Source organism: Embleya australiensis (assembly GCF_051903075.1).
Lineage (GTDB): Bacteria > Actinomycetota > Actinomycetes > Streptomycetales > Streptomycetaceae > Embleya.
Window position 1 is genome coordinate 182,296 of the sequence record NZ_CP182424.1, and the last position, 25,889, is coordinate 208,184.

At 67.6% G+C, this 25,889-nt stretch carries 22 protein-coding genes; 10 read left to right on the forward strand and 12 right to left on the reverse strand.

Annotated elements, in window-relative coordinates; genetic code table 11:
- Positions 1 to 133: 133 nt before the first annotated feature.
- On the reverse strand, positions 134 to 634 hold the full coding sequence (locus ACMXN5_RS49665; RefSeq protein WP_439681626.1) for a hypothetical protein: 501 nt from the start codon (positions 632 to 634) through the stop codon (positions 134 to 136).
- Positions 635 to 1,561: 927 nt separating this feature from the next.
- Between ACMXN5_RS49665 and ACMXN5_RS49670 the strand changes: the two genes are divergently transcribed.
- Positions 1,562 to 2,125, forward strand: coding sequence for a hypothetical protein (locus ACMXN5_RS49670; RefSeq protein WP_439681627.1), 564 nt, complete (start codon positions 1,562 to 1,564; stop codon positions 2,123 to 2,125).
- An 832-nt stretch (positions 2,126 to 2,957) separates the two neighbouring features.
- Here ACMXN5_RS49670 and ACMXN5_RS49675 read toward each other — a convergent pair.
- The 4 genes from ACMXN5_RS49675 to ACMXN5_RS49690 all read right to left on the reverse strand — a co-directional run bounded on the left by ACMXN5_RS49675 (position 2,958) and on the right by ACMXN5_RS49690 (position 6,337).
- Complete coding sequence (locus ACMXN5_RS49675) at positions 2,958 to 3,965, reverse strand: hypothetical protein (protein WP_439681628.1); 1,008 nt, start codon at positions 3,963 to 3,965, stop codon at positions 2,958 to 2,960.
- A 189-nt stretch (positions 3,966 to 4,154) separates the two neighbouring features.
- Positions 4,155 to 4,340: a hypothetical protein gene (locus ACMXN5_RS49680; RefSeq protein WP_439681629.1), complete on the reverse strand. Its 186-nt coding sequence runs from the start codon at positions 4,338 to 4,340 to the stop codon at positions 4,155 to 4,157.
- A gap of 175 nt (positions 4,341 to 4,515) precedes the next feature.
- Positions 4,516 to 5,487: a hypothetical protein gene (locus tag ACMXN5_RS49685; protein WP_439681630.1), complete on the reverse strand. Its 972-nt coding sequence runs from the start codon at positions 5,485 to 5,487 to the stop codon at positions 4,516 to 4,518.
- Positions 5,488 to 5,833: 346 nt separating this feature from the next.
- Entirely contained in the window at positions 5,834 to 6,337 is a 504-nt protein-coding gene (locus ACMXN5_RS49690) for a hypothetical protein (protein ID WP_439681631.1), read from the reverse strand.
- A 397-nt stretch (positions 6,338 to 6,734) separates the two neighbouring features.
- Here ACMXN5_RS49690 and ACMXN5_RS49695 point away from each other — a divergent pair, with 397 nt between their 5' ends.
- Positions 6,735 to 7,157, forward strand: coding sequence for a hypothetical protein (locus ACMXN5_RS49695; protein WP_439681632.1), 423 nt, complete (start codon positions 6,735 to 6,737; stop codon positions 7,155 to 7,157).
- A gap of 1,153 nt (positions 7,158 to 8,310) precedes the next feature.
- On the forward strand, positions 8,311 to 8,694 hold the full coding sequence (locus ACMXN5_RS49700; RefSeq protein WP_439681732.1) for a restriction endonuclease: 384 nt from the start codon (positions 8,311 to 8,313) through the stop codon (positions 8,692 to 8,694).
- A 148-nt stretch (positions 8,695 to 8,842) separates the two neighbouring features.
- On the opposite strand, the gene dndC is transcribed toward ACMXN5_RS49700, so the two are convergent.
- The 7 genes from dndC to ACMXN5_RS49735 all read right to left on the reverse strand — a co-directional run bounded on the left by dndC (position 8,843) and on the right by ACMXN5_RS49735 (position 16,346).
- The gene (gene dndC / locus ACMXN5_RS49705) at positions 8,843 to 10,369 is read right to left on the reverse strand and encodes a DNA phosphorothioation system sulfurtransferase DndC (protein ID WP_439681633.1); all 1,527 of its coding nucleotides are present in this window, start codon (positions 10,367 to 10,369) and stop codon (positions 8,843 to 8,845) included.
- Positions 10,370 to 10,513: 144 nt separating this feature from the next.
- On the reverse strand, positions 10,514 to 11,035 hold the full coding sequence (locus ACMXN5_RS49710; RefSeq protein ID WP_439681634.1) for a hypothetical protein: 522 nt from the start codon (positions 11,033 to 11,035) through the stop codon (positions 10,514 to 10,516).
- A gap of 450 nt (positions 11,036 to 11,485) precedes the next feature.
- Positions 11,486 to 13,324, reverse strand: a complete 1,839-nt coding sequence (locus tag ACMXN5_RS49715) for a hypothetical protein (RefSeq protein WP_439681635.1) — start codon at positions 13,322 to 13,324, stop codon at positions 11,486 to 11,488.
- Between the two features lie 575 nt (positions 13,325 to 13,899).
- Positions 13,900 to 14,691: a hypothetical protein gene (locus ACMXN5_RS49720; RefSeq protein WP_439681636.1), complete on the reverse strand. Its 792-nt coding sequence runs from the start codon at positions 14,689 to 14,691 to the stop codon at positions 13,900 to 13,902.
- Between the two features lie 261 nt (positions 14,692 to 14,952).
- Complete coding sequence (locus ACMXN5_RS49725; RefSeq protein ID WP_439681637.1) at positions 14,953 to 15,321, reverse strand: hypothetical protein; 369 nt, start codon at positions 15,319 to 15,321, stop codon at positions 14,953 to 14,955.
- Between the two features lie 44 nt (positions 15,322 to 15,365).
- Positions 15,366 to 15,722, reverse strand: coding sequence for a hypothetical protein (locus ACMXN5_RS49730; protein ID WP_439681638.1), 357 nt, complete (start codon positions 15,720 to 15,722; stop codon positions 15,366 to 15,368).
- A gap of 438 nt (positions 15,723 to 16,160) precedes the next feature.
- Positions 16,161 to 16,346, reverse strand: a complete 186-nt coding sequence (locus ACMXN5_RS49735; RefSeq protein ID WP_439681639.1) for a hypothetical protein — start codon at positions 16,344 to 16,346, stop codon at positions 16,161 to 16,163.
- A 616-nt stretch (positions 16,347 to 16,962) separates the two neighbouring features.
- Between ACMXN5_RS49735 and ACMXN5_RS49740 the strand changes: the two genes are divergently transcribed.
- The 7 genes from ACMXN5_RS49740 (at position 16,963) to ACMXN5_RS49770 (ending at position 25,807) form a co-directional block, all read left to right on the forward strand.
- Positions 16,963 to 17,457: an ASCH domain-containing protein gene (locus tag ACMXN5_RS49740; RefSeq protein WP_439681640.1), complete on the forward strand. Its 495-nt coding sequence runs from the start codon at positions 16,963 to 16,965 to the stop codon at positions 17,455 to 17,457.
- A gap of 744 nt (positions 17,458 to 18,201) precedes the next feature.
- A complete protein-coding gene (locus ACMXN5_RS49745) occupies positions 18,202 to 20,268 on the forward strand; it encodes a hypothetical protein (protein ID WP_439681641.1) in 2,067 nt (688 codons plus the stop codon).
- Between the two features lie 1,278 nt (positions 20,269 to 21,546).
- Positions 21,547 to 23,058, forward strand: a complete 1,512-nt coding sequence (locus ACMXN5_RS49750) for an ATP-binding protein (protein ID WP_439681642.1) — start codon at positions 21,547 to 21,549, stop codon at positions 23,056 to 23,058.
- Positions 23,055 to 23,564, forward strand: a complete 510-nt coding sequence (locus ACMXN5_RS49755) for a roadblock/LC7 domain-containing protein (protein ID WP_439681643.1) — start codon at positions 23,055 to 23,057, stop codon at positions 23,562 to 23,564. Before ACMXN5_RS49750 ends, ACMXN5_RS49755 begins: the two co-directional genes overlap by 4 nt.
- A complete protein-coding gene (locus tag ACMXN5_RS49760; RefSeq protein WP_439681644.1) occupies positions 23,561 to 23,926 on the forward strand; it encodes a DUF742 domain-containing protein in 366 nt (121 codons plus the stop codon). Before ACMXN5_RS49755 ends, ACMXN5_RS49760 begins: the two co-directional genes overlap by 4 nt.
- On the forward strand, positions 23,907 to 24,515 hold the full coding sequence (locus ACMXN5_RS49765) for a GTP-binding protein (RefSeq protein ID WP_439681645.1): 609 nt from the start codon (positions 23,907 to 23,909) through the stop codon (positions 24,513 to 24,515). The genes ACMXN5_RS49760 and ACMXN5_RS49765 overlap by 20 nt, the downstream gene beginning before the upstream one ends.
- 116 nt (positions 24,516 to 24,631) lie before the next feature.
- Positions 24,632 to 25,807 carry a cytochrome P450 gene (locus ACMXN5_RS49770; protein ID WP_439681646.1) on the forward strand — a complete coding sequence of 392 codons (1,176 nt, stop codon included), beginning with the start codon at positions 24,632 to 24,634 and terminating at the stop codon, positions 25,805 to 25,807.
- Positions 25,808 to 25,889 lie beyond the last annotated feature (82 nt).

The window sequence follows — 25,889 nt, forward strand, 5'->3', positions numbered from 1 at the left end:
AAGGCTCGGGATTCGGCGGCCAGGCCTCGGGAAATCGTTCGGTGGTCGTGGCGCGGACGCGACGAGGAGTTCGTTCATCGTGCCTGCCCGGGCGGTGAACTCTGGGCAACGGCGCACTGGTCGGCGCACGTGGTCAGGGACGGTCGCGTATCCACGCAAGGAATCGGCTGGCTCTCGCCTGGTCCATCGTCACGACCAGGCTCGGGCCAGGGTGGCGTCGCACGCTGACCGTGCGGGGGTGCGCGTCCGCCTCCGGCCATTCGGCGACCAGTCCCAGCAGCCGGTGGGACGCCGCACCGGATGCTTCCATTACGAGCATGACCGCCGGTGCAGCTTCATCGACGTCGACGTCGACGTGGCAACCGACGGCCACCGCGCGGATCTTGTCGACGAGATCGGGAAAATCCGGGATCGTCCGACCGAAGCGAACGGCACTCGCCCGTGTCTGTTCCTGGTGGCCGACGAAGGCTTCGAGCAGCTCCCGGGCCGCGAGGCGTGTTGTGGAAGTGGTGATGTCCTCCAAGGTGTGCGCGGTCTTGCGCGCCCTGCCTTCGTGGGCGGGGGGAGCAAGACGGCTACCGCGCGCTCCCCCCTTGTCGTCGACCAAGGTCAGGAGCATGAGGTTGGCGAGCATTCGGCACCTGATGAACCAACCGTTGGGCATGGTGGGTGGGGTTGCGGGCATCGGGGCTCCCATCTGGGGGCGGACGAAAGTCGGCGCGAGCACGATGGTGACGATGCGCGAGCGTCAGTTTCATGGGCGGCCGGCCGCTGCACGGTTTTCGACGAACGGGAACGCGATCAGTGCGAGGGTGTCTGCGGCGAGTGTCTGAGCGGCGGCGCCAGGCTCGTAGAGCCGCATGCTCCAGTGCCAAGGTCGCGAACGACACACCGAGGCGAGCAGGGCCCAACGGGTGCTCGGCCCGCACCGGATCGTGGTCGACTGGGGGCGTTCCCCTGCGGGGAAACGACCACCAGCCTCGGCTGGCCGCGACCAACAATACAGCATGGATGAGATTTATAAAATCTACTTCCATGTGCAACGGTTCGCCTGCGGCGATCGGGATGCGCGGACGGACGGATGGAGTGCCGTCCCCGATCGCCCGCCCGCGCAGCGTGTCGATCCAACCACACGACTCGAAAATGCGTGCGATCGGACTGATGGATCCAGCGTGGCGGCCGACATCGCTGTGGCGGACACACTGCTCGAGATGGGGCCAGAACGGGATTTGCCGACCCGCGTGCCCGCCATGACAAGTTTGTACGTTCGATGCGGTGCGTGGTCCACACAGGAGAACTCGGGACCGGTCGGATCACGATGAGCGCTGCTTGGAGGCTGCCCGGCCGGGGCGGATCGCCCTTTCCCGCGGCCAGCGCCGCAGCGTTGCCGGCGAAAGGGGTGTGGGAGAACTCGACTCCGCACCCCGTTCGATGTCACACGGCCGGTCCTGGCGACACCTCTATCAGTGTCCGCACGCACACCATCGAGGAGTTGCCCGAAATGAACGAAGCAGCCCCCGGCGGGCAGGTTCCGCCACTCGTTCACACCACCGTCCTGGAGATGCCCGGCGGAGCCGTCCACGCCGACGGCGTGCTCTTCGTGCCGCAAGGCGGCAGAGGCGGCCCCCTCGCGCATGCGCTGCGGACGCCACGTCAAAGTGCGTCACGGTCGGGGCATCGGGTCCGAGTCAGCGTCGCGCGGCCGGACGGCGCAGTTCACACCATCGTGGTCGAACCCGATGGTCACGTCGTCGTCATGGCCTGGCATCGACCTCGACCCGAGACCGGCCCGGCCGATCCGCGGGCCACTCCCACCGTGGCGGAACAGAACGAACTCGCAGCCACCGCCACAGCCCTCGAATTCCAGGCCCTCGCGGAACGATTCCGGAACGATGCGCGGGCAAGTCATCTGTTCGGTCTGGCCGCCGCCACCCTCAACCATCTCGGATCACCGCCTCTGCAGGTCGCCCGGGTGCTCGACCACGGTCTCGGAACGTGGCTGCGGTCCTCGACCCCGGACCCCCAGACCGGCTATACGCTCGCGCACCTCCTGGTTCGGGTCGCTCCGGACCGCACACTCTCTCTGGTTGCTGTACTCGGTCGCCTCGCGTCACTCGCCGGATGAGGGCAACCCGAAGCGCTCAAGCCTTCCACGTGCGCCGGAGCCCCCGACGACATCAACCCGCCTGCCGCGACGTCAAGACGCAGAACCTTCTCCAGCTCGGGCACGTACGGCGAACGGCTTTGAGGGAAGAGGAAAGCGAGGCTGCTGGTGGGGGTCCCAGCCGTATTGGTGGGCCTTGTCCGCCCGAACGACGACCACACGTGTACCACCGGGCCCCGAAGGTCCGAGAAGGTATTCGTAACACAACTCCCCCCTGTGGTGCCGGCCGCGCACAGGCACGGTGCCGAGCCGGCACAGCCACCACGCAGCCTCGTTCATGGTGCGCGCGCGACGAAGGACTCCGTCGACCGAGTCGCACACCAACCAGGGCATGTGTGCGGCCGGAGTGCAGTAGGTGGCCCTGACGTCGGACAGGTGGAAGTAGGACTGCGACCGCGCGTTCGCATCGTGCGCGTCCTTCACGACCCAGCCGTTGATGCGAGCCGTTCGACCGCCCATGGGGTTGTCGGCGTATGTGGGCAGTACGCGGTATCGCCCGTCCGAAGTCCGATAGCCGTGGCCGTCCGGGTCACGCTGCAACGTGCAGGGGTAGATGGGTCGATGCACCGTTTGCCTGTCGGGCACGGCGTCCTCCGAGGTCGGGTCGGGACGGCGAAGGCATTGTGCGGCCCCTCGAAACGGTCGTGGTCAGGACACGGCTCGTGCGGTTGCCGCATCATCCGATTCGTCGCCACGCCTTCCTGAACGCGGGAATCGGATCGCACGGTCGCCGGGCACGCGGGCGGTGCGACGTCGGCGTCCCGCGCGGGCGCTGCACGAGGGTGTGGCGGGTTCAGTCGGACGGCACGAAGTACACCTCGCAGTGCCGGTCGGCGTGGCCGAAGAACAAGAGCACCGTCTCCTCGTCGCTCAGCCCGTCGGGGTCGGCCGGGGCGGACTCGTCGACTTCGACGAGGTCGCTCCAGTTCGCGCGGGCGTACGCCGCGAGCACTTCCCGAGCGGCCGATTCGGTGAGGTGGTCACTCGTCTGCCTGTGGGTCGCCCCGCCACCGTCCACGACGATCTTGCAGACCCACTTGCCCCCGGCCGGGGAAGCGTCGCTGCGCCGTGTGGGGGCCGGGCCGGAGAGCGGGACGCAGTCGATGACGTGGGCGTGGTGGACGGTGTCGTCGTCCAGGAGCAGTGTGACCGTCGGGATGCGCTCGTGGTGGAAGGGTCGGGACAGGTACGCGTTGACGACGGTGCCCGTGCGTTCATACGTGGCGCCGTGGACGTATACCAGGGCCGTCACCCGCACGCCGTCCGCGAAGACCGGATCGGGGTCGGGGTCGGCCCCCTCCGGACCCAGGACCGGCGAGAACAGTTCCCAGTCTCCGTCGGGGAAGGTCATCAGGATCCGGCCGTCGCCGAAGTCGGCCACGTCGGTGCCGAACCAGCGGTCGCGCATGTGCGCAGCGATCGCCTTCGCTGGCTTGGGGCCGTCGTCCGACCAATTGCCCCGGGCACAGCTGATACGGCCGTTCCGCGAACGGGTGAGTCGATAGGAGTCTGCGGTGAGCAGACTCGCGAGCCGCGCGAGGATGTCGTCGGTCGACGTAGGCCGGGTTCCGGCGGCGACGGCGCGGCCGGCTCGCGTGACGTGCGGGGCGAATTCTCCGGTGGTGTCGCCGGCGGCCTCGGCCTGGGCTCGGGTCCGGCCATGCGGGTCCAGGTCACGAACCCATCCGTTGGCCGCGAGCGAGCGCACGGTCGACGGCGCGGTGTCGTCGGGGATTCTCCCGGCGGCGTGTTCGCTCGCGAGCCGGATCTGTCGTGCCTGAACGGGGGTGGGCTTGGTCAAGGGAGTCCCTCCGTGAAGGTGGGGTCGGCGCGTCCCCGGAGTGCTTCCCGAGGACAACGACGAGCGGTGGTGGCGGCTGTAGTCGGGGCGTGGGCTCGCACCGGGCCATACAGGAACCGGAAGCGCGAGCCGCCTCCGAATACCTCTTTATAGTACCGAATAATTGACAATTATACAATGATTGCGTGGTCATGTGCCCCGCTCGCATTCCGAGGTGTCCGTCGTCGGCCGTCCGCCGATGCGCTCGATGAGGCATCGCAGCCCGGCTGCCTTGTCCTCGGAAAGCGGCTCGCTCACCACCGCCCTCACATGGGACGCTCCGAGGCTGCCGGCCTGCATCAGTTCCTCGGAGTCGTCCTCGCCTTCCGTCTCCACCGCAGGAGAGTTCGGGAATGGACCACACATGTGTCGCTCCGGGTTGGCCCGGCGGACCCGGGCCCGTCGATGTGCTTCGTTGGTGTGTCGTGCTCGCGCGAGCAACCGGTCGTCGAGGAGCAACTTCCCGGCTGTCCCGACCCGGTCGCCGGGAACGAGGAGGCCCGCCGTGCTGTCACTCGTCCTCCGTGATTTCGTCCCACACGTACACCGGGCCCCGCAGCCTGCGGACGGGCTTGCCCTTGGGGCCGTTGTAGTGCTTCCTGATGATGCGTTCGCCGTGAGTGCAGCCACCGGACGCGTGGGCCCACGTGTTCAGGCAGCGGTTCGGACTGCGGTACGGCGGCACCTCCCAACGGAATTCGGTGCGCGGCGGCCGGCGGCCCTGACCGGCCTGCCGATCCTTCTCGGTGGCGTCCGCGGGCGGTCGCATTGCGGTTCGCAACCGTACGACCCGCACGTCACCGTCGGACGTGACGCCTGCGCGCCGGTCCCTGCGTCGTCCGGCGCGGTCACGGGGGACCACCTCGGTCTCGGTCCACGCGTGTCGGCCGGTCTGTGACATCAACTGCCAGGCCGTGTAGACGGTTTGTGCCCACCGTCCGGTCGTTCCCAGAGGGGATCCCTGGGCGGGGAAGCTGGTGCCCAGGAGCAGAACGGTCTCGTTGTCCCAGGTCAGTTGGGGTCTCCCAGGCGTTCGGAGCGAGGCGAGTACCTGGCTCGAGGTGGTTCGCCCGCCGAGCGGGTCGAGGACGACCGTGTCCGGGGCCAGGGCACCGTAGGCCGCGCCGCACGCCGTGTAGAAGGTGATCCATATGCCCTGGCGGCCGGGCTCGATCAGCCGCCAGCCGTGTTCCGTGTTGGCGAGCCAGTCCGTGGGCACATTCGCTCCGAGAACCGGCTCGGCCGTCCACAACGACCACGAGACCGCCACGATGGGTGTGTGTACGGCGCGGGCTTCGTCGTCCGATATCCCGAGATCTCCGGGCGTGATCTCGTACGAGCCGATCGGTGATTCGAAGACCATCAATCCGCTCGGGGAGGGGAGGCGTCCGGCATCGATCGCCTCCGTCGGCGGCGTCGAGGCGGCGGCTACCGCGGCAGCCGTGGTCTCCTCGTCCACCTGGTAGATCCGGGCGTCAGCCAAGCGCTGCGATTCCTGACCGCAGAGCGCGAACGCCGCCGCCACGGCCGGGTCGCGCGCTTCGGGGACGTAGGGAAACAGAGACGTCCGTACGTTCGTGAGGGAGCATGCCATCGAGAGGAGTCCGATGTCAGTTCGATTGAACTCTTCCATCTCGTGGCGCCACTCGGCGAGTTGCCGGGACTCCGGGAGCGTCCAGGACCAACGGTCGGGCACCCGGAGAAGACTGGTTGCGAGCATGATGCCTTCGTGTTCGTGAGGTGGGTGGTGCCTTCCGTGTGGGTGCGCTGTCGCCGGCTGCCCGCCGTGTGCCCGAGCCGCACGGGAGCGATGCGACGGAGGAGGCCGCCTAATCGCGCCGGAGCGCGTCGACGATCGTGAAGGCACCATGGGTGACGTGCGGAGCGGCGGCCCTGGCGATGTCGATCGCGGTTGCCTCGTCGTAGCGGTGGGCGCCCTGGCACGCGGCCACCCGCTTGTGGGCCACCAGGTCGTCGGGACCATAGCAGTGGGAACCGGTGCCGACCGTCCACAACCGATCTGCGTGGCGACGGACGTGGATCGCGAAAAACTCTTCGTTGGGGTCGCCGGGCTTGACCGCGTACACGGCGAAGCTCGTGGGCTGCACGGTGGTGGGCAGCGGCTCGAAGTCCTCGCCGGTGTTGTTACGAAGCTGACCGATCCGCATCTTCAGGACCTGAGTGGGAGTTGCCTGGTCCAAGGGCACGTACTGTCCGGTGAGACATTCGGTGCAGCCACACCCGGCGGGGTCGATCGCGGTGGGAACGGTGGGCATCATTCCTGTCTCCGGGAAGAGCGCGCCATTCACCGGGCTGCCGCTCGCGGCGCGCATGACCGGGCCAACTTCAGCCGTGACGCCCAGGCCGTCTGTGGGGAACCGAGAGCGCCCCGCCGAGTAGAACCATGTTGGCGAGTGCAGTCGACCGACGACCCCCTTGCGACATACGTGGGTCGTCAGGGAGTGCGTCCTGGATGAGTCGCCGGCCTCGGCGAGACCGACTGCGCTCAATCAGGATACATAAAAGATGAGAATTATGAAACCGGGCGCGAACGAGTTGCCGGCGACTCCGTGTCGCCAAAGGCGTCGACCAGAAAGGTGATCGTCGGTGATGGCGAATACACGGGTGCCCGAGGTGCCGACATCCGATCCGTATCGTCAGCTATCTGTCCAAGAGAGGATCGCCGTCCGCTGTAGCCACGAGGCCCTTCTGCTGTGGTCAAATGGATCCATGACGACGTTTCCGCAGGGCGACCCCGCCTCTGCCGCGAACGGTCCCTTCTCCGGGTCCGAGTGGCAGTTCGACCCGCAGCGTACGTGGGACAACGGGGTGGCTCTGTTGGAGAACGAGGAGTGCGTCATCCGGATGCACGGAGTCCGTGGTATCGAGCGCGCCGTGCGATATGAGAATGCGCGCGAGGACGACGCGGTTCGTGTTCTGACCGCGTTCGTTGCCAGGCACCGACGGTGGTGGCGGTTTGATGACGAAGCCGTCCGCGCGGCCCGGCGCGTGCTCCGCGGTGGCACCGCCGACAGGCCTTGGTGGTCCCGCCAACTCCGGGATCTCACAGCCATGGAGAGGTCGCTCGCGGTTGCGCTCGTGGTGATTCCGGTCGTGATCGCCGTCATCGCCATCGTCGACCTCTTTCGGTAGGGCGCATCCGGCCGGCAACACCGGTCGTGATCGCGGAACGAGGGCAGACACTCCGGCAAGCGCGTTTTCGTGACGCGCCTTCGGGCGGCCCTGCCCGACCAGGCGCACCGACGAGCTCTTGCCGTTGGGCATCGACTACAGCAATGACGACGCGGTGCTTCGTCTCGGCGCGGGGGCGGCCCGGCGGACTGCGCCGGTCACGAACTGCGGGTCCAGGGCGGCGCGTGCCTGCGATCAAGTCCCGAATGACGGCTGGGTCGCCGATGGATCGAGCAAACGACGTCTATCGCTGACGGTGCGGGGCGCACCGACGTGTACGACTTCGGCCTGACTGCGATCGTCTCGGTGAACCGGCGCGCGAAGAAGTTTCGCGTATGGCAAGGCGTGCGCGGATCGTACCCTGCAGGTTGGGTGTTCCGAGTGCCGCACCATTCGTCATTGGCTGTGTGAGCGCCCGCGCTCGAGGGCCGGGGGCGGTACGTGTCGACCGCGACACGTTGCGGAAGCGCCCGTTGCAGGTGAGGGGCGTGGGCACGGGCCGAACGCCGATCGCGGTCTCGCTCGTTAGTGGGTCTTCACGGGTTCGGCCGCACATCTCGCGATAGAGCTCCCGACGCCGCGCCTTCGAGCAGGTCGGGTGCGCCGCCTCACGCTCACCCGCGATGTTGCAGTGCCGTAACTCCGCTGACCGGATGTCACACGGATCTCCCCTCGGACACCTCTAAGGGAAGTTGGTCCGACTCCAGGAGCGCATCGTGTCTCTCATCTCAACCCCGGCTTCTCTGAAACCGACTCCGTGGCCACGCGACGTCTGGTCTGCCCTCGTCCACCTGAGGAGCACCCTGTGACCCGCCGGACGAAGACCAGGAGGCGTCGCACCGTTAGGCGGCGTCCTTCGCTGCAGGAAAGATTGCTAGTACCCGGTTGTCTCGCGGTCTTCGGCCTAGGCTTGCTCGTCGGAGAGTGGCTCGTCGCGCATGTATGGGTCGTTGCTTCGAGCGTGGGCGCCGCGGCAATGGTCGCCTTGTGGTTCGCCTGGAGACGACGAGCGCGTGCGGTCCTGGAACGCACGCGCATGCGTGGCCTGCGTACCCAGCTGACAGAGATCGACGGACTACATCACCGTGCGTTCGAAATCCTCGTTCGCGACCTCATGCGTCGAGACGGCTTCCGGGCAGAGCAACTCGGCGGCGCTGGCGATGACGCCTGCGACGTGCGCGCCGTGGATCCGCAGGGTCGCGTCTGGGCTGTCCAGTGCAAGCACCGTCGCGAAGGACTGGCCGGCGCAGCGACGGGCACTCCGGTCCTCCAGCAGGTGAACGGGACGGCGCGCCCGGTGCACGGCGCGGACTTCGCCCTCGTGGTCACCAACGGCCGGTTCACGTCGAACGCCGTTACCTGGGGCGGAAAGCACGGAATCCACCTGGTCGACCGGCACCGACTGGGAACTTGGGCCTCCGGCGACGAGCCGCTGTGGTCGCTGGTGCGAGTCCCTGCCCCACGTCTTCGCCGCGGCCGTCGACATTCCACTCCCTGACGCGACCGGCCCCCAGCGGATCCGAGGTGCGTGACACCGACGAGAACTCCACGAAGTCCACCACGCCCGGCTCCGCTGGGGTTCCCGTCCGGGCGGATGCGAGTTCCCCAATGCGTGCTCGACGACCCACCGACACACCGGACACGGACTAGCCGGTCGGCGGTTCATTACCGCGCGCGGACTCCGCGTCAAGTGGCTCAAGAGGTACGACGTCTGCGTATGGTTCGGCGCGATCGAGAGCGAACCCGAGGGCTTCTTCCTCGTCCGCGAAGGCATATTTCGTGATGGTTCCCTCCAATGCCTTCAGCAGCCCCGCGCGCCGCGTCGAGGTCCGGAATCGGCGCTCGATACCGAGAAGTTCACGCAAAAGGAGGAACTGCTGTTCGTCCCCGTCGCAAACTTCCCACAGGACGGCCACGGCATCCACGTCACCGCCCAGCGTCTGACCCAACGGATGGCTCGGGAACTCGCTGCCGGCGGCCTTCTCATAGATGCCAGGCAGAGAGTCCTCGAACTCGTACTTCTCGAACACCCAGAGTCGGCGGATCTCGTGCAACTCCGCGAGTGTCACGAGTTCCACGTCGCGCACGTACTCGGGCCCGTGGGCACGGATCCACGTTTGGGCCTCCAGGAGCCGGCGAAGCCAATCCTCCCGAGCCGCCTGAGTGTACGGGCCGTGGACGAGCCGACCGCGGTGAAGCATGAGGCTGCCATTGGAACGGCGGAAGTCACGCAGATGACGATCATCCTCGACGTCCAAGGCATTGCGCAGGCTCAACAGGGGCAGCATCCAGCTCTTTTCCTCGTCGTTCCTGATCATGGCCTGCATGGACCGGTCCTGGGTGACCATTGTGCAAGTCCAGCAACCGAAGCGACTGCTCCCGCAAGATGGAGTCGTGCTGTCCACGACAAGGGGGCACTCGGCATCGGGTGAGGCGCCCTGGTACAGGGTCAGCAAATCCTTGTTACTGAACTCCCAGGGATTCGCGTATTGCATCAGCAAGACCCAGACGTCGTCGTTGCTCAGCATCTCGATGGGGCTGTACACGAGCGAGTTCGGCAATGATCCGTGAGGGCTGAGTCGATCACGCACGCGTCGCCTCTCGTGCCGTTCCATGGCGCGTGCTCGCGTTGCGCTTTCCGATTTGCGAGTGCCCAATACCAGAATCGCCTGCCCGTGAGCATTCACGACCGTGCGGATGAACGCATCTGAAGGCCTGATCTTCAAACGATCGGTACACCAGCGAAATTTGGGCCGCGGCGCCGCGTATCCGCGGCCGATGAGGCAGACCCAGAAGGTATCGCCGAGTGCGGGAGTGAGTCGGTGGGGCTGGATCGGCAGATCCTGCTTCTCCGCTGCAGCGGTCATGGCCTGCAAGGAGTTGTTTACCCAGGCCGCTACGACCGGGTTTTCGACGCCCGTATCGGTCGTGATCACGTGCACGGTCTTGGTCCGTTGATCCGGCGGCAGGCCCGCGACAGCCATCCAGACCAGCATCAGTACAAGCGTGGAATCTTTGCCGCCGCTGTATCCGACGACCCACGGGACGGAATCCGCGCCATACAACTCGCGGATTTCCTCCAGGAGGTGGTCGACGAATTGTTGAAGAGTGCGTCCGCCGAAAGGATCGGTGCGTGTCGGCCCCAAGAGGAGAAGAGGCTTGCGAGAGGGCATGGTGAACCTCGTTGACGCCGTGGTTGTCGGCGGCAGGGATGCGTGAGCGGACCCGGGCTCCGGGGAAGCGCCGCTCCGGGCCCCCGAGTCACGATGGTCGGGGCCTGACGACTGTCCGTTAGGTGCCCGTCGGCCCGGGTGTTGTCAGTCTCGGGTGGTGGGATCGAAGCCCGCACGCAGAAGTTCGGTCGTCAAGGCGTCGGGCATGAGGCAGAGTTCGGCGCCTGGGCCGGGTGTGCCTCGACGGAGTTGAGCGGAGCGGCACACGAGCGGTACGCCGCTTGTCAGGGCGCCCACGACCACCCAGGAGGCGCCAAGGTCGTCGACGTACACCGCCTCCGACGCGCGCGCAGACGCGGCGGTCGGCTCGTCCGAATTCGTCCGGTCCTGGTGTACGTCGTGACTGGACGGACCGAGCAGGATCCCTCCGGGGCCGGCGGTCGGGTCGACCGGATTCAACGGTCCATGTGCGTCGACGATGTGTGCCAACTCCGGGGGAGGCGAGTCCCATCTGGGGAGCGACCGCATCAACGCGAGCGCCGCCGCCGGTTCGAATACGATGCTGACCGGAGCCTCCTCCGGGTTCGTGGCGACGATGGTGAGATCACCCGCGCCGCGGGCAACGGTCAAACTGGCTTGATCGGAGATGACGATGGAAAAGGTCATACCGATCTCCTTGTCTCGTAGAGATCTTCGCGCGACACACGACCGGGCCGAAGTCCGGTGTGTGACGGCCGTGAATAGTGAGTGAGGTGACGGGCGGCACTCCTCGGGAGAGAGGAGTTCACCCTTGTCGCCTTGCCTTGGTGTGACGCTCCCGCATCGCCGTGATCGGAGTACGTCGGCCGTCCATGCCGGAGACGAAGCCTCAGGCCGTGCGCGGAACTTCGAATTCGGCGGACTTCGTCGAGCCGCCCTCAACTGCACGAGGGGTGTCGACACAATGAGAGTACCACGAAAGTGAGAATTATAGAACCTCTGAGGTTTCGGCTGACGCGCAGCCGTCCTCGTCGACGCGCCGTGATGGGGCCTCCGGAGGTGCCGACCCTCCACAGCCACATTCGAGAAGGACGGCCCGGGCTCGACGACCTCAGGCCACCGAGCCCGGGCGCCGCACTAACGCTCCTGCACGAAGGTCTCGTACCAGGATTCGATCTCGTCGACATCCACGGGGAGGGACGCGACGTGGGCCAGGAGCCGCTCGGACGCCGAACGAGGGTCGCACGCCGCGAGTGCCTCGAGATCGGCTTCGCGCAGGGCAAGGACGCCCGCACGGTGTCGTTCGTCGTCCTGGTGCTCGCCGGCGGCCCGGTCGGCGGCAGCGAGGTAGCACGTTACGTACGGATCCAGAGCCGCGCGGTGAACTGCCAGGTGCCGCCTGTAGGCCGCACCGTCCACGGGCGAGGTGTTCGCCGGTTCGTTCTGGTCCGTGCCGGGAAGACCGGACAACTCGCATACGCGAGCCGAGAACGAGTAGTGGTACTCCACGGGGGCGTCCGGAATATCGGGTTCGAGTTGCCAGTGCCCGTCCGTCGCGCCCGTGCTGACGCTGAAGCGGTAACGCAGGTGCATCAGGACGGCCGCCAGGTGCTCGAAGTCCAGCACCAGATCGTCGTGTGCCGCCAGGATGAGTTCGTGGATGCTCGGATCGACGGAGGTCGGTACGTCTTCGGGCAGGAGAAGTCGCTGCTTCCTGTCATCGCGCTCGTACCGCATCCCTGCACCGGCCTCGATTGCCGCGTGCTCGGCAGCGAGCACCGCAGCGGCTGCCGAGGGAGCGCTCGCCGACTCCCATTCCCGCGCGACCTGTTCGCCGAACGAGGCGGACGACACGAACACCGAGTATCGGCTGGTGTCCCGGTCGGTGCGTACGCGCAGTTCGATCACACCGAGCGGGTGGTCGAGCGTGCGATGCGCTTTCCAGCACCTACTGACGGTGTCCGGCGCCCAGTTCCACGCGTCCGACCTCGGCCGGGTCGCAGCCGCCAGTGCCCAGTTCAGCAGCCGCACCAATGTGAGCTGCCCCTCCGCAGCGAGGTCGAATTCCGCCAGTTCCTCCGGAGTCGGGATCTCGACGTCGTCCAGGAACCCCATGCGACCCAGGACCGAGAGGTCGACGTCGTTGCGGTCCAGGAGCTGCTCCGTGCCGGGCGGCAGAACGGGCTCCGCGTCGCGGGCAGAAGTGGTTGTTTCCTCGTAACGACGGCAGTTCCCGGCCCACCCTCCGTTGTCGAAGACGGACGCGTAGGCCGGATCTGCGAGGACGGCTTCCGCGATTTCGAGCACTCGATGGGCGGCCCGCAGTTCCAGGGGTCCAGAGGACAGTCCGGCCAGGTGGCACAATGCCTGCGCGGCGTTGCCTTCCCACGTCTCGACGCTGCTTACTGCCCGCACCACGGCCGCGTAGGGGTCGGACGACGGTATCTCGAGATACGAGGGCCCCGCGGGCCACAGGTCGAGGGGGACCGACAGCGATGACCAAAGGGGGACGGCACTGGGGCGGCCCGCGGAGGAGTCGAGCAGGTATTGGGATCCGCGGTGTTCGACGATCGTCATATCGATGGTCGGAAGTCCGGTCGCGGCCGGGGCGAGCAGGCCGATCCGGCGCAGCGTTGCCGACAGTTGGGGAGCCAAGCTGCCCAGGCAGGTGCGGGTCCGATCGCTGTCGGTGCCGTCGGTGGCCTCGATCGCTTTCTCGCCCTGGGACGCCCTGGCGATGAGGCCACGGGTCGCCACGGCCTGTTCGACGGCTTCGTGCCACGAGGGCTCGTCAACGCGGAAGAGGACGATGCGCATGCCGTTCAGGGTCAGTACGACGTCCTCGTTCCGGGTCGCCCACCGCAAGGCGAGAACGTCTCGTTCGTGCGGTCGGATCGTGGAGGCGAGTGCACGTGCCCAGAACGAAAGCTGATTCGGCGCCAGACGCACGACCAGTTCGTCGGATCTCGGAGTCACGCTGACGATCCCGAATGGCCCGCCCGTGAATGCCGGCCGATGGGAGCCGTAGGTCTCGATGAGAGCTGCGAGGAGTCGGGCTTCCCCCTCCAACTGCGCACGGTGAGGAAGAGGAACCACCTCTCCCGAAGCGTGGAGCTCGCGACGAGAGGTGGGTTCGGTCTCACCGGTGGCCCACCGGCGCAGGTCGAGGGGTTCCATGGCCCAGGGTCGCGGTTCGTGGATGGCGGTGGTGCTGCGGCTGGCAAAAGCCGCCGGTTCGCTGTCGGACAACGGTCCTCCACGTGGGGTGTTCGAGTGTCATTCACTAGAGGTGTCGAAACGACCGTTGGTGTGACAGATATCCGCCCTCTGTTCGTGCTCTCCCCTCTTTCCGGTGCTCCCCGGATCACGGCGAGTCTGAATTGCCCGATCGCCGTCTGCGTTCAGCGCGCGGCAGGCGGTGAGGACCTGTCGAAGGCGCGGGATACGGCGACTGCGGAAGAGGCCGGTCCGCCACGGCAGTGGTGGTGATCATGCGGGCGCGATCGCAGGCCGGTTCTCGAACGCCTTCTTCAGCTCGTCGGGTGTGCCGATCATTTGGGCCCGCAGTCCTTTGGCGACCGTTTTCGTGCAGGTCGCGGAGTGTGCGTTCCGGCGACGATCTCACCCGCGATAGTCTGCGAGGAAGCCGGGAACTCCCGTGGGGAGCTCTCGATTGCACGCGGAGCGATCATGCCTTCGATGGCAGGAGACGGATCGAACAAGGCCATGACTCGGAGGGCGAGTTCGGTGGGTACACCGGTCAACTTCAAGTCGACGTGGGTCGCGGAGCGGTTGAGGCCCACCACGGCGCGGGCAGTGGCGCCGTCACGACTATCCGACCAGTAGCTGTGGGTGCGGTCCGTGTCTTCATGGGCCGGCCGTCCTCCGAGGCCGCACAGGCCGGGAAGGACTTGTGCGATGAGTCGGTTCATCAGAACGCGGGCGCGACGGGCGTGCTCGTCTTTGCGAACCTGCTCCTTTGCCTCGCCGATGGCCGCCAGGTATCCGGGGATGAAGCGCCGGGCGATGTCGAGCGCCATGGCCCGGGCATCTCGGTCCATCGAGACCGTGATCGATGTTTGTCGGTATCCGCAGAAGCCGGAAGGGTAAGCGCCCTCGACCAGGAGGCGTCGCCCCGCCGCGCCCTTTCGGTAGCTCTTCTCATGCCTGACCGACAGCGCGAGGCCATGGAGAGACTGCGTCAGTGTCAAGGAACCGTAGAACCCAGCCGTGTGCGACCAACCACCGCCTGCCACACAGTCCGCGTTGAAGGTGTCGGCGACGGCCGCGCCGAGCGCGTCGAAACGCGCGTGCAAGGCCCTCTTTTCGGGTGACATGTCCAAATTCGGTCTCCGTCTCACGCTGGCCGACTGCGCGCGGGTCGTTGCGTCTCCCCCACCCGGCCGGTGCCCAGGCCCCTGGCAGCATCCAACCCGCCGTTGCCCGCCGGGCTGCTTGGACGGACGGCACAGATGGGTGGACGGGCCTGGGGCTCCGAACCGCAGCGATCGTTTCGGTTCTCGACCGCGCAGTGATCACGCGGCACTCGATTTCGCGGTAGCGAAGCGGGGCCGGGCGCAGTCGCGCCGCCCGGCCCCCGTCGATCACTGCGGGAAGCAACAGGTGAGAGGAATCCCGTCGATCTCGTGGTGGGTTGTGTCCGCCGGCACCCGCCGATGGTCGCGCAGCGTTCGTGTCGAAGCCTCATCGAGGGTAAGCGTGGTGAAGACGCGACGGCTTCGGGGCATGCGTTCGATCACGCCGACGGTGCCCCGGAGCCCGTTGAGGTACTTCGGTTTCATGCCGCCGATGACCACGACGGCTCCGGGCACGACCGCGGCGGCTCGAAGAGCGCCGAGCCCGTCGCGCCGCTGCCGGGCAGCGGCGTGGTATCGCACGAGCTCGGCTTCGGTGGCCTGCTCGGCGAGGTACATGTTGACGGTCTCTGCTGTGACCGCGTCGCTGGTGGTCATCCCGTGCTCCGATCGGGGTCCGTTTGAACTGTGGGCTGGGGGTCTCATTCCGGGAAACAGCAGGTGAGGGAAATGCGGATGTCGCAATGCGAGGCATTCCCGGCCAAGGTCGGCTCCCATGCCTTCGCAACCTTCGCCGATGCGGCGTCGAGCCGGATGATCGCCGTGGGCCGTCCTGCACGTGGCCGGTCGATGCTGTGGACGACCCCTCGGAGGCCGTTCAGATACTTGTTGCGGAGGTGGTCGATCCGGACCGTGAGACCCTCCTCGACAAGGTCGGCTCGGGCCGCAGCGTTGACGACGCTCCGCTGGCGGGCGGTGGCATCGAAACGGGCGAGGTCGTCCTCGCTGGCGGTCGTGAGAATGAATGCGAGAGCGTTTTCGAGGGTGATGGGGGACATGCTTCTTCCCTTCTCGTCCGAATGCGTTCATTGGCGTTTCGGCGTACGGCGCCGGGGTTGGCCGGCTGATCGATCACTGTGCTCTGTTGGCCCGGGCCGTGACCTCTCCGACGGAACGGCCGTGGAGGGTGATGCGGGGGGCTTTCCGTTTCGCGAGTTCGAGCGCGTCATGAAGGTCGAAGCGATGCGCTTCGAGCCAATCGTCCTCCCTCTCAGAGTTCGGTGGCTCGCGATCCCACGAGCCGGTATTGCTCAAGCAGCGAGTCCCGTGCATGACGGCCCACCGATCGTCGCCCCTGTCCTCGACGGCGATCGTGAAGTGCGGGTAACTTCTGTGATCAGGAGCAAGGCAGGACACCTCGTAGCGGCTGACGCGTACGAATGCAGTCGGTGTCTGCCTCACGGGTTCCACGTTGTGGTCGCTCTTGTCGTTTCGGATCACTGGTCTCTCCGCCGATCCTGCACCTGCCAGGTGCGCCGTTCGATCTTGCGTGCGCGCCGTCGACGAAGGCGCTTCGCGGTGCGGCTGAGATCGCCGAAGTAGTAGCCGCAAGTGCAACGCACACGGCGTCGACGACACAGGCCCCTGTTGCCGGGGAGGGTCTTGCCGAGCATCTGGGACATCGTGGCTCCTCCGGATGCCTACGCCTACGCCTACGCCGAGGTAGGGGCCGGTCTGTGGGTTGGGCGGTGACGTTGGTCGGATTGGGCATGAATCCGTCGGGCTGGCTTCATGCCTCTTGATGGTGCTGTCGCTGCGCGACGGTTCGGGAGCCGGGATGGCGTCGACGCGCACCGATTCACTGACCACGACGATACATGAAAAAGAAGCTTTATACAACAAGCGATGCGGTGATTCCGGACCGCCCGGAGGCCTGAAGCTCGGCGACGCTCTGTCTCTGGATGCAGGCCCGGGCCGAACAACCGGGCGACCCAAGGGCGGCCGGGGTGCGCGACATGGCGAGGCGGGATGTGAAAAGTAGGGCTGTGATGATGCTGTATAAAGATGTTATTGCATGCACTCTCAACGCGATGAGTGCGCGCCGCTAGTCCCTGGACGGTCACGCTGAACCGGCGCCGGGCAAGGGCATGTGTCGAGGCACACTTCCGGCGGGACACCGGTGTGACATAGCCTCTGTGCCGGTTGGGATGGTTGACCGGCATCTCGGGTGTCTGCAGACATGGCGCCTTCGGGTCGGTCGCCGCGAGGCTCTGATCCTCGGAACCAAGGGGGAAGAACGTGATCGAGGCCAAGGTACTGTCGGAAGTCATGCGAGCCGCCACTGAGTTGGACGACTGGGGATCTCTCGGATTGTCCGACTCCGGCGACACCTGCGGCGTACACGTCGCGGTGATGCTGCAGCCATTCTTCGGGTACATCCTCGACGGCCGGAAGACCGTTGAGACCCGATTCAGCAAAATGCCGATCGCCCCCTACCTCAGGGTTGCAGAGGGCGACGTCGTCCTCCTCAAGGCTGGCACGGTGCGCGCATCCTTCCGCGCCTCGAGTGTCGAGTTCGTAGAGGTGGACACCAAGGAACAGGCGCGTCTGGCTCGCGACTTCAGCGATGCCATCTGCGCCGACCAGGAGTTCTGGAGAGCCCGCGAGGGCAAGCGCCACGCCACCTTGATCGGAATCGCCGACGTACGCCGGTTGACTCCGATCACGATCTCTAAGAAGGACCGGCGAGGTTGGCTCGTGTTGCGTGAAACGGGCAGGAAGGGACGCCGATGAAGTACGTTGCTAAACGTGCGACCACGAGCCTGCTCGCCCGCCCCAGACGTCGTGAATCAGTGCCCTTGTAGAGGCGCCGAAACGGATCGGCTCCGTGGTGACGAGCCGGCTGCCCTACGCCTGTTCCGACCGGACCGACCTGGTACCTGCGTTGCTGGAGGTGCTGGCCGCGAGATGGCCTGCCCGCTCCAGGCCCCGGCGGCGAGGACGCCCCCGCGTTCCCGGAGGCGCCGCGCCCGGTGGCCGGGTTGCGATCAGTCCCATGCCCAACGGAGTCGCAGATGACCTATGCGCCGCTCGGTGTTCCCGCGTTCGCGAAGAAACGGAAAGCGCGTTCATGACGCGCCGAGCTCACCGCACGTCGTGCGGGCCCGTCCCTAATTCTCAGCGGCGCCTTCCCATCGCCACCCCGCAGCGGCACCGAGGCAGCTACGCGCGACGGGCCGACCGGACGACGCAGCGGGCGGCCTGCTCGCGAAGCGCATGACGGATCGGTCAGGCGTACGTGAGCCCGGCGCGGAGACGTCATGAACGCCGCGTTTCGACCCTCACTTAGTCCTCGCGAGCGACCCCCGCCCGCATGTATATTGAGCATCGGTTGTTACTGCAACCTCCGTCAGTGGGTACGGCCCGGACCCGTTTCCACGTCTACGGCGGGAAGAAGTGGATGCTTCGGCAGTGGACTAACACGCTTTCGTCTGCCGGTACGCCGGTCCGGGGCGTCGTGCCGCAGAAGGATTCGTGATGTCCCTCGACAAGACCGCCCGGCTTCGCGCTGCCTACACCGGCGAGCCTTACAGCGTCGCACTCCAGTGGTATCGCGGTCGGGGTCTGTTCAACGGGCTTGTGCCCGAGGCCCAGGCGCCTCAGCAGCAGATGCTGGAGTCGTGTCTGCTCAGGGCCCTGGCCCGACCTGCCCCATCGGGGCTTTCGCACATCGTCTCGCCGGGGACTGTCTTCGGGTTGACGGGCGTGACGCCTGACGTGGACATGCTCCTTCTGCGACCGGCCGGGGACCTTGTTGCCCAGGTCTTGGCGCGCATTCTCCCCTCGGCGACGACGGCCGCCGCAGTGGTGGGTGTGCCCGGGCTTCGCGCCCAGGTCAGCCCTCGCACCGGCCTGACAGTCGGGCGCATCAGCGAACGCGCGGTGGTCGGCATCCACCTCAGCCGCACCGCAGGCGCGCGGGCGGCCCTCCAGGATCTTGAGATGGCCGCCGAAATTGCCGTCGCTGCGGGACTGACCCCGTTGTGGACCGCCGCGGGGTTCGCCGAGGGCGAGAGTCAGGCGTGGCAGCTGCTTCGCGAGAAGAACGCGGACGCACCGGTGTGGAGTACGGCGCTGCGCAGGATCGGTCTGTTCCTCGACCGGGTACCGGACTGGACTCGACGCGCTCCGACCGCAAACGAGGTCGCGGGGCCCAAGCTGCAGCGGATCCGCGCGCGTCCTGTCGGACCCGGCAGCCGGGTCAAGGGAGTGGTCGCGGTGGTCTCCGGCTCGGGCCAGGGCGGACTGGGCTGTTCGACCACGGCGCTCGCGCTCGCCGGAGCCTTCGCTCGGGGCGGATCGACGGTGGGCGTGCTGGCCGGTCAAGACCCCAACGGGATCCTGGCCACTCGTCGGCGAGCCGTAGTCGCCACGGCCGACGGCTGGTGCGACGTAATGGCAGTCGAAGGCGGAGGCTCCGTCCGCGCCGCTGAGGTGTCCTCGGGGGCGGATGCACGAGAGATGATCCGCCAGGCGCGCGCGATGTTCGACATCGTCATCGCAGATGCCGGCCACGCCCTCCAGCACCCGGAGTGGATCGATTTCGCCGACGTGACGGTGGCCCTGGCTCCCTACAGGAGGGCCATCTGGACAGCCGAAAGACGGCTTATCGATCGCCGCCCCGACCACGTTCGCTTCTTCGCCTGGCTGGACGAGGCGTTCGACCGCTTCAATCGAGACGGCGGCCGTCCGATGGAACCGCTGGAGAAGCTGCTCGCTTTTCTGGACGAGGAGTTCCTCTTCTACGTGAGTGACCGGGAAGAGGACGGGAACCCTGCGGTCTACGACCTGTCCGATCCCCAGGACATCGTCGATTGGTGGTCGACGTACGCCTTGGCGGACGGGATAGGGCCCCGCGAGGAAGACGACGACCCGGACCTGTGGCTGCCCGACGAGGACGAAGTGTCGTACCTCGACCAATGGCGGGCTGATTTTCTCTCGTTCCTGAACGACGAGGGCCTCCGCCGCCACGGTGATGTGTGGGTGCAAGCGAGGACGCGGTGGCCCGCGCACAGCAAGGACCGCAACCTCAAAGAACTTCGACCCGGGGAGCGCCAAGACGCGACGATCTTGCCGGAGTTCGCCATCACTGCAGAAGCTGCCGCGATCGCGACCTGGGGTTCCGAGATGTGGCAGTCGCAGTACCCGGTATGGGAGGCCGCTCGCGAGACCGGCGACGACCTGCTGGGACCGTGGACACACCTGCTGGAGATCGTGGACCTGCCGTACGGTCCGCGGGAGATCGCTGCCCAGCTGCGCCTTGGGATGCGCGACCAGCCCGACAAACCGACCGTCGTAGCCTTGGCGCGGGCTGAGGACATGCTCGGTGCGGATCGACTGACGGCAGTACGTGACGCGCTGATGGACGACGGTTACGGCGGCCTGGTCGTACTTCCCGAACTACGCGCCTTTGCCGGGTTGCTGTACGAAGTCGACCGGCTGGCGGACAGGGCAGGTGAGGCTGCGGGTGTTGCGAACCGCCTCGCACACGTCGTCGTCAAGAACCTCCGCGAGTCCGCCCGCGCGTCGGGCGACTGCGATTGAGTACCGCCCGTCTCGACCAAACGTCTCGGCGAAGTCGACGTGGGACATGAGCCACAGCCATCGCGACGTCTACTGATGCGGCGATCGCTAGCGGTATTGCTCTCGGCACGAACCTACGAAACAAGAAGGGAAACCGTGATGGTGACGAGAATGCTGCGCCGATGGATGGGGACGCTGGCGGGTCGCCAGGACTGGGTGGTGTTCTCATACCGAGACCCGTCCGACGCGTCTGTCGTTCTGCGTCGCGAACGCACCCGACGCGCCGCTCGACGTTGGGTGGCGGAGTACCTCATCGATCTCGACGACAGACCCGTGGCAGTGGCCATCATCCACGTCGACACCGTCCGAGCAGGTCGAGACTTGACGCCGCAGTACCCGTCGCCCTAAGTGCGGTGGCTCGTCCCTTCCGGTCGTATGCACGCACTCTTGCTGCACGAGCAGTGGGGATCGCCTGCGTGCAGGCCTTTGATGGAGCGTACGGAGCCCACGGCTCGCCCGACGGCCGCTCGTCGACAGTGTCGGGACCGCAGATGGCCCGACAACACGCCGCCAACTGCCACGCCGTGAGGGTGGAGGGCAGATACCAGGCAGCGTCGGCGGAGGCCGGCACACGATCTACACCATCCGAGGGTCGGGCGCGGCCGGGCCCGACCATGGATCCAGCCTTTCTGGGACGTCGACGACAACGCTGCTCTCCTCGCGTCGTGCGGGGAGGCCTCGGCCTACAGGTCGCGCTGGGCGACGGCGACGGGTGCTCCTCCAATGAGAGCACCGCCATCTTGCCGTCACCATCTCGCGAAGATGCCAGCAACACGGTGACGGAGAGTGTCAAGCCATCGCATTGTAGGCTCTTTGCACTTTTTGCCCTTCGCGATGCGTGACCATTGTGTTCGATCCTGTGGCGGACGCGCATATGAGATGACGGTGAGATGGCGGTCGCGCGGCGTGGATGCCCGGCCGCCGAAGCGCAATTGTGGAGATGTGCGAATCACCGGCGCCACACATGCGGCCGCGGGGACGTCCCGGATTCGCTCCACCCCAACGAATCCGACGGCGGGCAGCGCGAGGTTGACGTTCACGGCGGAACAGAATTCGTGGAACACGCCACCGTGGTCGTCGCGTTGGCGCGGGCTGTGCACCGGCACCGAGTGCGTGTGCGTGCACCCACGCGGGCCGACTAGGCCGCCTACGGCGCGAGAACTGCCCGATCCGAAGCCGTTGCACCTTCCACCAGCGACCCGCACTCCGCTTCCAGGCTTTCTGAGAAGGACGTTCCTGATGCGTTCCACCCCCCGACACCCGTCGCCCGTCATGCGTGAGCCGTCACCGCCGTTGTGGCCGTGGGGCGCGTGCGTCTTCACCGGCTGCGCCGCGACGGCGGCGGCCGAGAGCTTGGGCGTCACTCCCGTGTTCGGCGCCGTGCTGGGCTGCGCGGTTTCGGCGACCACGGTGGGCATCCCTCTCGGTCTGACTGCGGTCCGCGTGCGCCGGTACTGGCAGGAGCGGTGGGATCGAGGACGGAAGCAGAACGAGGAACTCGCCGAGGCGGCGCGCCTGGCCGAGAGAGCGATGCACCGGCTGGCGGAGGCTAGCCAGCACCTGGTCGAGGAGCGGCTGCGGGTGCTGTTGGACGATCCGCACGCAAGGCGCGGCGACGTCCCCCCGGCACCGGCCGACCCGTGCCCGGCGGAGCCGTGGGCCGGCACAGTGGCAGCGGCCCACGACGCTTTGCTGGACGCGGTGTTCGCCACGCTGGAGCTCGAAAGGGGTCTGCGGGAGAACACGCTGTACGCGTTCCTGGCGTTGGCCGAACGGGTACGCACCCAGGCCCAGACGGGAGTGGACGCGGCCCGCGCGCTGACCCGGCGGGCCACCGACTCGTCGTTGCTGGAGACGCTGATGCGCGACGAGCACGCGTGGGCGCGGGTGGGCCGGACGGCGCAGGGCCTGGAGGTCTTGTGCGGGCGGCGCCCGGGACGTTCCTGGGACCGGCCGATCCTGTTGTCCGAGGTGGTGGGGGCGGCCCAGTCCAGAATCCTCGACTACCGCCGGGTCCGGGTCGTCGGCGGCGAGGACATGGCGGCGCACGGCCTGTACGCGGAGGCCCTGATCCACGCGATCGCGGAACTGTTGGACAACGCGGCCTGGTTCAGCCCGCCGACCTCCACAGTGTGGGTGCGCGTGGAGCGCGGGCACGACGGGGCGAGCGTGGTGATCGAGGACGCCGGCCGGGGCATGGACCCCCAGACGCTGGAGCGCGCGCACCGGGAGGTGAGCCGGGCGGACGCGGACGTCTCCACTCTTGGGGGCGATCCGCGGTTCGGTCTGGCGGTGGTCGGCGCGCTCGCCGCGCGCACCGGGTTCCGAGTGCGATTCTCGGCGCCCGGTGACCACGGCGGGATCCGCACCGTCGTGTGGGTGCCAGGGCGCCTGCTCACCCCACCCGGCGTGCCGAGCGCCACACACCCGACCCGGCCGGTTGCGACCGATCCCCACGCCCGCCCTGAGGTACCCGTGCCCGCGATCGGCGAGAAGACGGCTCCTCCCGTCGTCGCGTCGGCCGTCTTGCCTCAACGCCGACAACGACGCCAGGCCGAGCCTTCGGAGGAGGCACCGACGCACCGTTCCGCGTCGTCAACCACCTCCAAGCCTGCCTCGCTCACCGAAGCCGTGCCCGACCTCGCCGCGCACGAACTCGGCGCGCGGGTCCGCGCACTCGTGGAGGGCGCTCCGATCGCCCCCGGCACCGCCTGCCCCACCCGCCCCGACAGCGAAGGACCGACGCCGTGATTGACCAGACCACCACCGAGCCCGACTTGAACTGGCTCGTCGCCAAGTGTGCGGACGACACCCCAGGGGTGCGCGGGATCGTCGTGTTCAGCGACGACGGCATCAAGACGGCCTGGCACACCGCCACGCCCGCTCTCGCCGAACACCTCGCTGCCGCCTGCACGGGCATGCGCTCCCTGGGCGCCGGCGTCGCCGCACTGGCAGAACTGGGCTCCGTGCGACAGCAGTTCGTCGAGTACGACACGGGGTACCTCTTCCTGATCAGCACCGGCCCCCACGTCCACGCCGCCGTCCTTGCCGATCGCGACGTCGACCCCACCCTGGTCTCTCAGCACTCCCACGCCCTCCTGAGCGGCATCCGCGCCTCTCTGGACGCACGCCGACCCGCATCCGATGCACGCGCCGCAGTCCACCCCGCCCCGGTCGCGGACGGACACCGAGCCGGCCCCGAAGCCCGCCGAGAGCTCGGCCGCGGTCTCGGGAACGAGGGGAACGGCGTGCGGTGAGCACAGCCGACGACCATCCCGTCGCCGACTACGTCGTCACCCGAGGCCGCGCCCACCCCACCCACCGGACACTCACGCTGACCACCCTCCTGCACGCCCCCGTCGTCGACGCCACCGACACCACCACGGCGCGCGCCGAACCCCTGTGCGCGGAACACCGGGCGATCCTGCTCCTGTGCGCGGGCCTGCTCAGCCTCGCCGAAGTCGCAGCCCACCTCGGCCGCGCACCGGCCGTCGTCAAGGTCTTGGTCGGCGACCTGATCGACCGCGACCTGATCATCACCCGCGCACCAGCCCCCCGCGCCTCCGCCCCCGACACCACCGTGATGAAGGCGGTCCTCGATGGCCTCAGACGCCTTTGACCCCCGACCCCTGCCGGGCACCGTCACCACCGTGGTCAAATTCCTGATCGCCGGATCCTTCGGCGTCGGCAAGACCACTCTGGTCGACACCGTCAGCGAGATCCCGCCGCTGCGCACCGAGGAGACCCTGACCACGGCCACCATCGGCGTGGACGACCTCACCGGCCTGCCCGACAAGACCACCACCACCGTGGGCGTCGACTTCGGCCGCCTCACCCTCGCCGACTGGCTCACCCTCTACCTGTTCGGCACCCCCGGACAACAACGCTTCTGGCACCTGTGGGACGACCTCGTGGTCGGCGCCCACGGCATCGTCCTGCTCGTCGACACCCGCCGACTCGACCACAGCTTCGACGCCCTGGAACGCGTCGAAGACACCCAGCTGCCCTTCGTGGTCGCCGTCAACGCGTTCCCCGACACCGCCCACCATCCAAAGTCGGCGCTACGCGAGGCCCTCGACCTGCCCGACCACGTTCCACTGACCACGTGCGACGCCCGCGACCGCGCCGACGCCCGCGACGCGCTGATCACCCTCGCCCACCACATCACCACCACTGCCCCTACCGCCGCCGCAACGGAGCCCAGGTGAACACCCCCCACCCAGCCAACGCCGCACCGCCGCCCGGCTGTCCCGCTCACCGCCCCACTGCGAGCCGCGTTGAATTCGCTCGCGCCACACCCCTGTACGGACCCGCCGTCGACGACATGGACACCCTCTACACCAACCTGCGCACCGACCACGGCCCCGTCGCCCCGGTCCTGCTCGCCCCCGGCATCGGCGCTTGGCTCGTCCTGGGCTACCACCCCCTGACCGAAATGCTCCGCGACAGCCACCGCTTCCCCCGCAGCCCCCTGAACTGGAAAGACCTCACCACCGGCGTCGTCCCCGAGGACTCCGGGCTGCGGCCGATGATGGCCCACCGCCCCCACAACGTCGCCTTCGCCGACGGCACGGAACACCAACGCCTGCGCCGCATCGTCCAGGACAGCCTCACCGCGGTCACCACACCCCGACTGCGCCACGACCTGCGCGCCACCTGCGACCGGGTCGTCGACACCTTCGCGGACCGCGGCCACGCCGACCTGATCGCCGAATACGCCACCGTCGTGCCCTTGCGCGCGTTCGCTCGCCTCTTCGGCCTTCCCCACGGCCAGGACGCCGAGTTCGCCCGCGCCATGCACGCCCTGTTCGACTCCCAAGCCGACTCCCAGGTCGGTGACCGCGCCTTCGAGCAGATCCTGGCCGACCTGCTCCACCACCGCCGAACCCACCCCGCCGACGACCTGACCACCTGGCTCCTGAAATCCGACCTGAACGACGAGGAACTCCTGCCCCAGCTCGTCGTCATCCTCTCCGCCGGCTGCGAAACCCTCGCCAACCTCATCGGCTCCACCCTGCGCCTCAAACTCGTCGACCCCCGCTTCGCCCACTCGCTCACCGGAGGCCGCCGCACCGTCAACGAGGCCATCGACGAAGCCCTCGTCCGCGACCCGCCGCTGAAGATCTTCCCCGGCCGCTACCTCGCCCACGACACCACCCTCGCCGGCCGCACCCTCCGCGCCGGCGACGCACTCCTGCTCGGCATCGGCGGCGCCCACACCGACCCCGCCATCCAACCCACCGACCCCGCCCACGCCCTCGGCCACGGCAACGGCGCCCACCTCGCGTTCGGCGCAGGCCCCCACGCCTGCCCCGCCGTACCCCAGGCCCGCCTCATCGCCGGCATCGCCGTCGGTACCCTCCTCGACCGCCTCCCCGACCTCACCTGCGCCGTCCCACCCGACACACTGCGCCTGCGCACGTCCCCGTGGAGTACCGCACTCGAAGCGCTACCCGCCCGGTTCACTCCGGCTTCGACTGTGGGTAACCCCACCATCTAGTCCCACAGTTCGTGTCCGATCGTCGACCCCACCCGGGAGGCACGCCATCGACACCCCCATCCCACCCCACCCGGCCACCGCG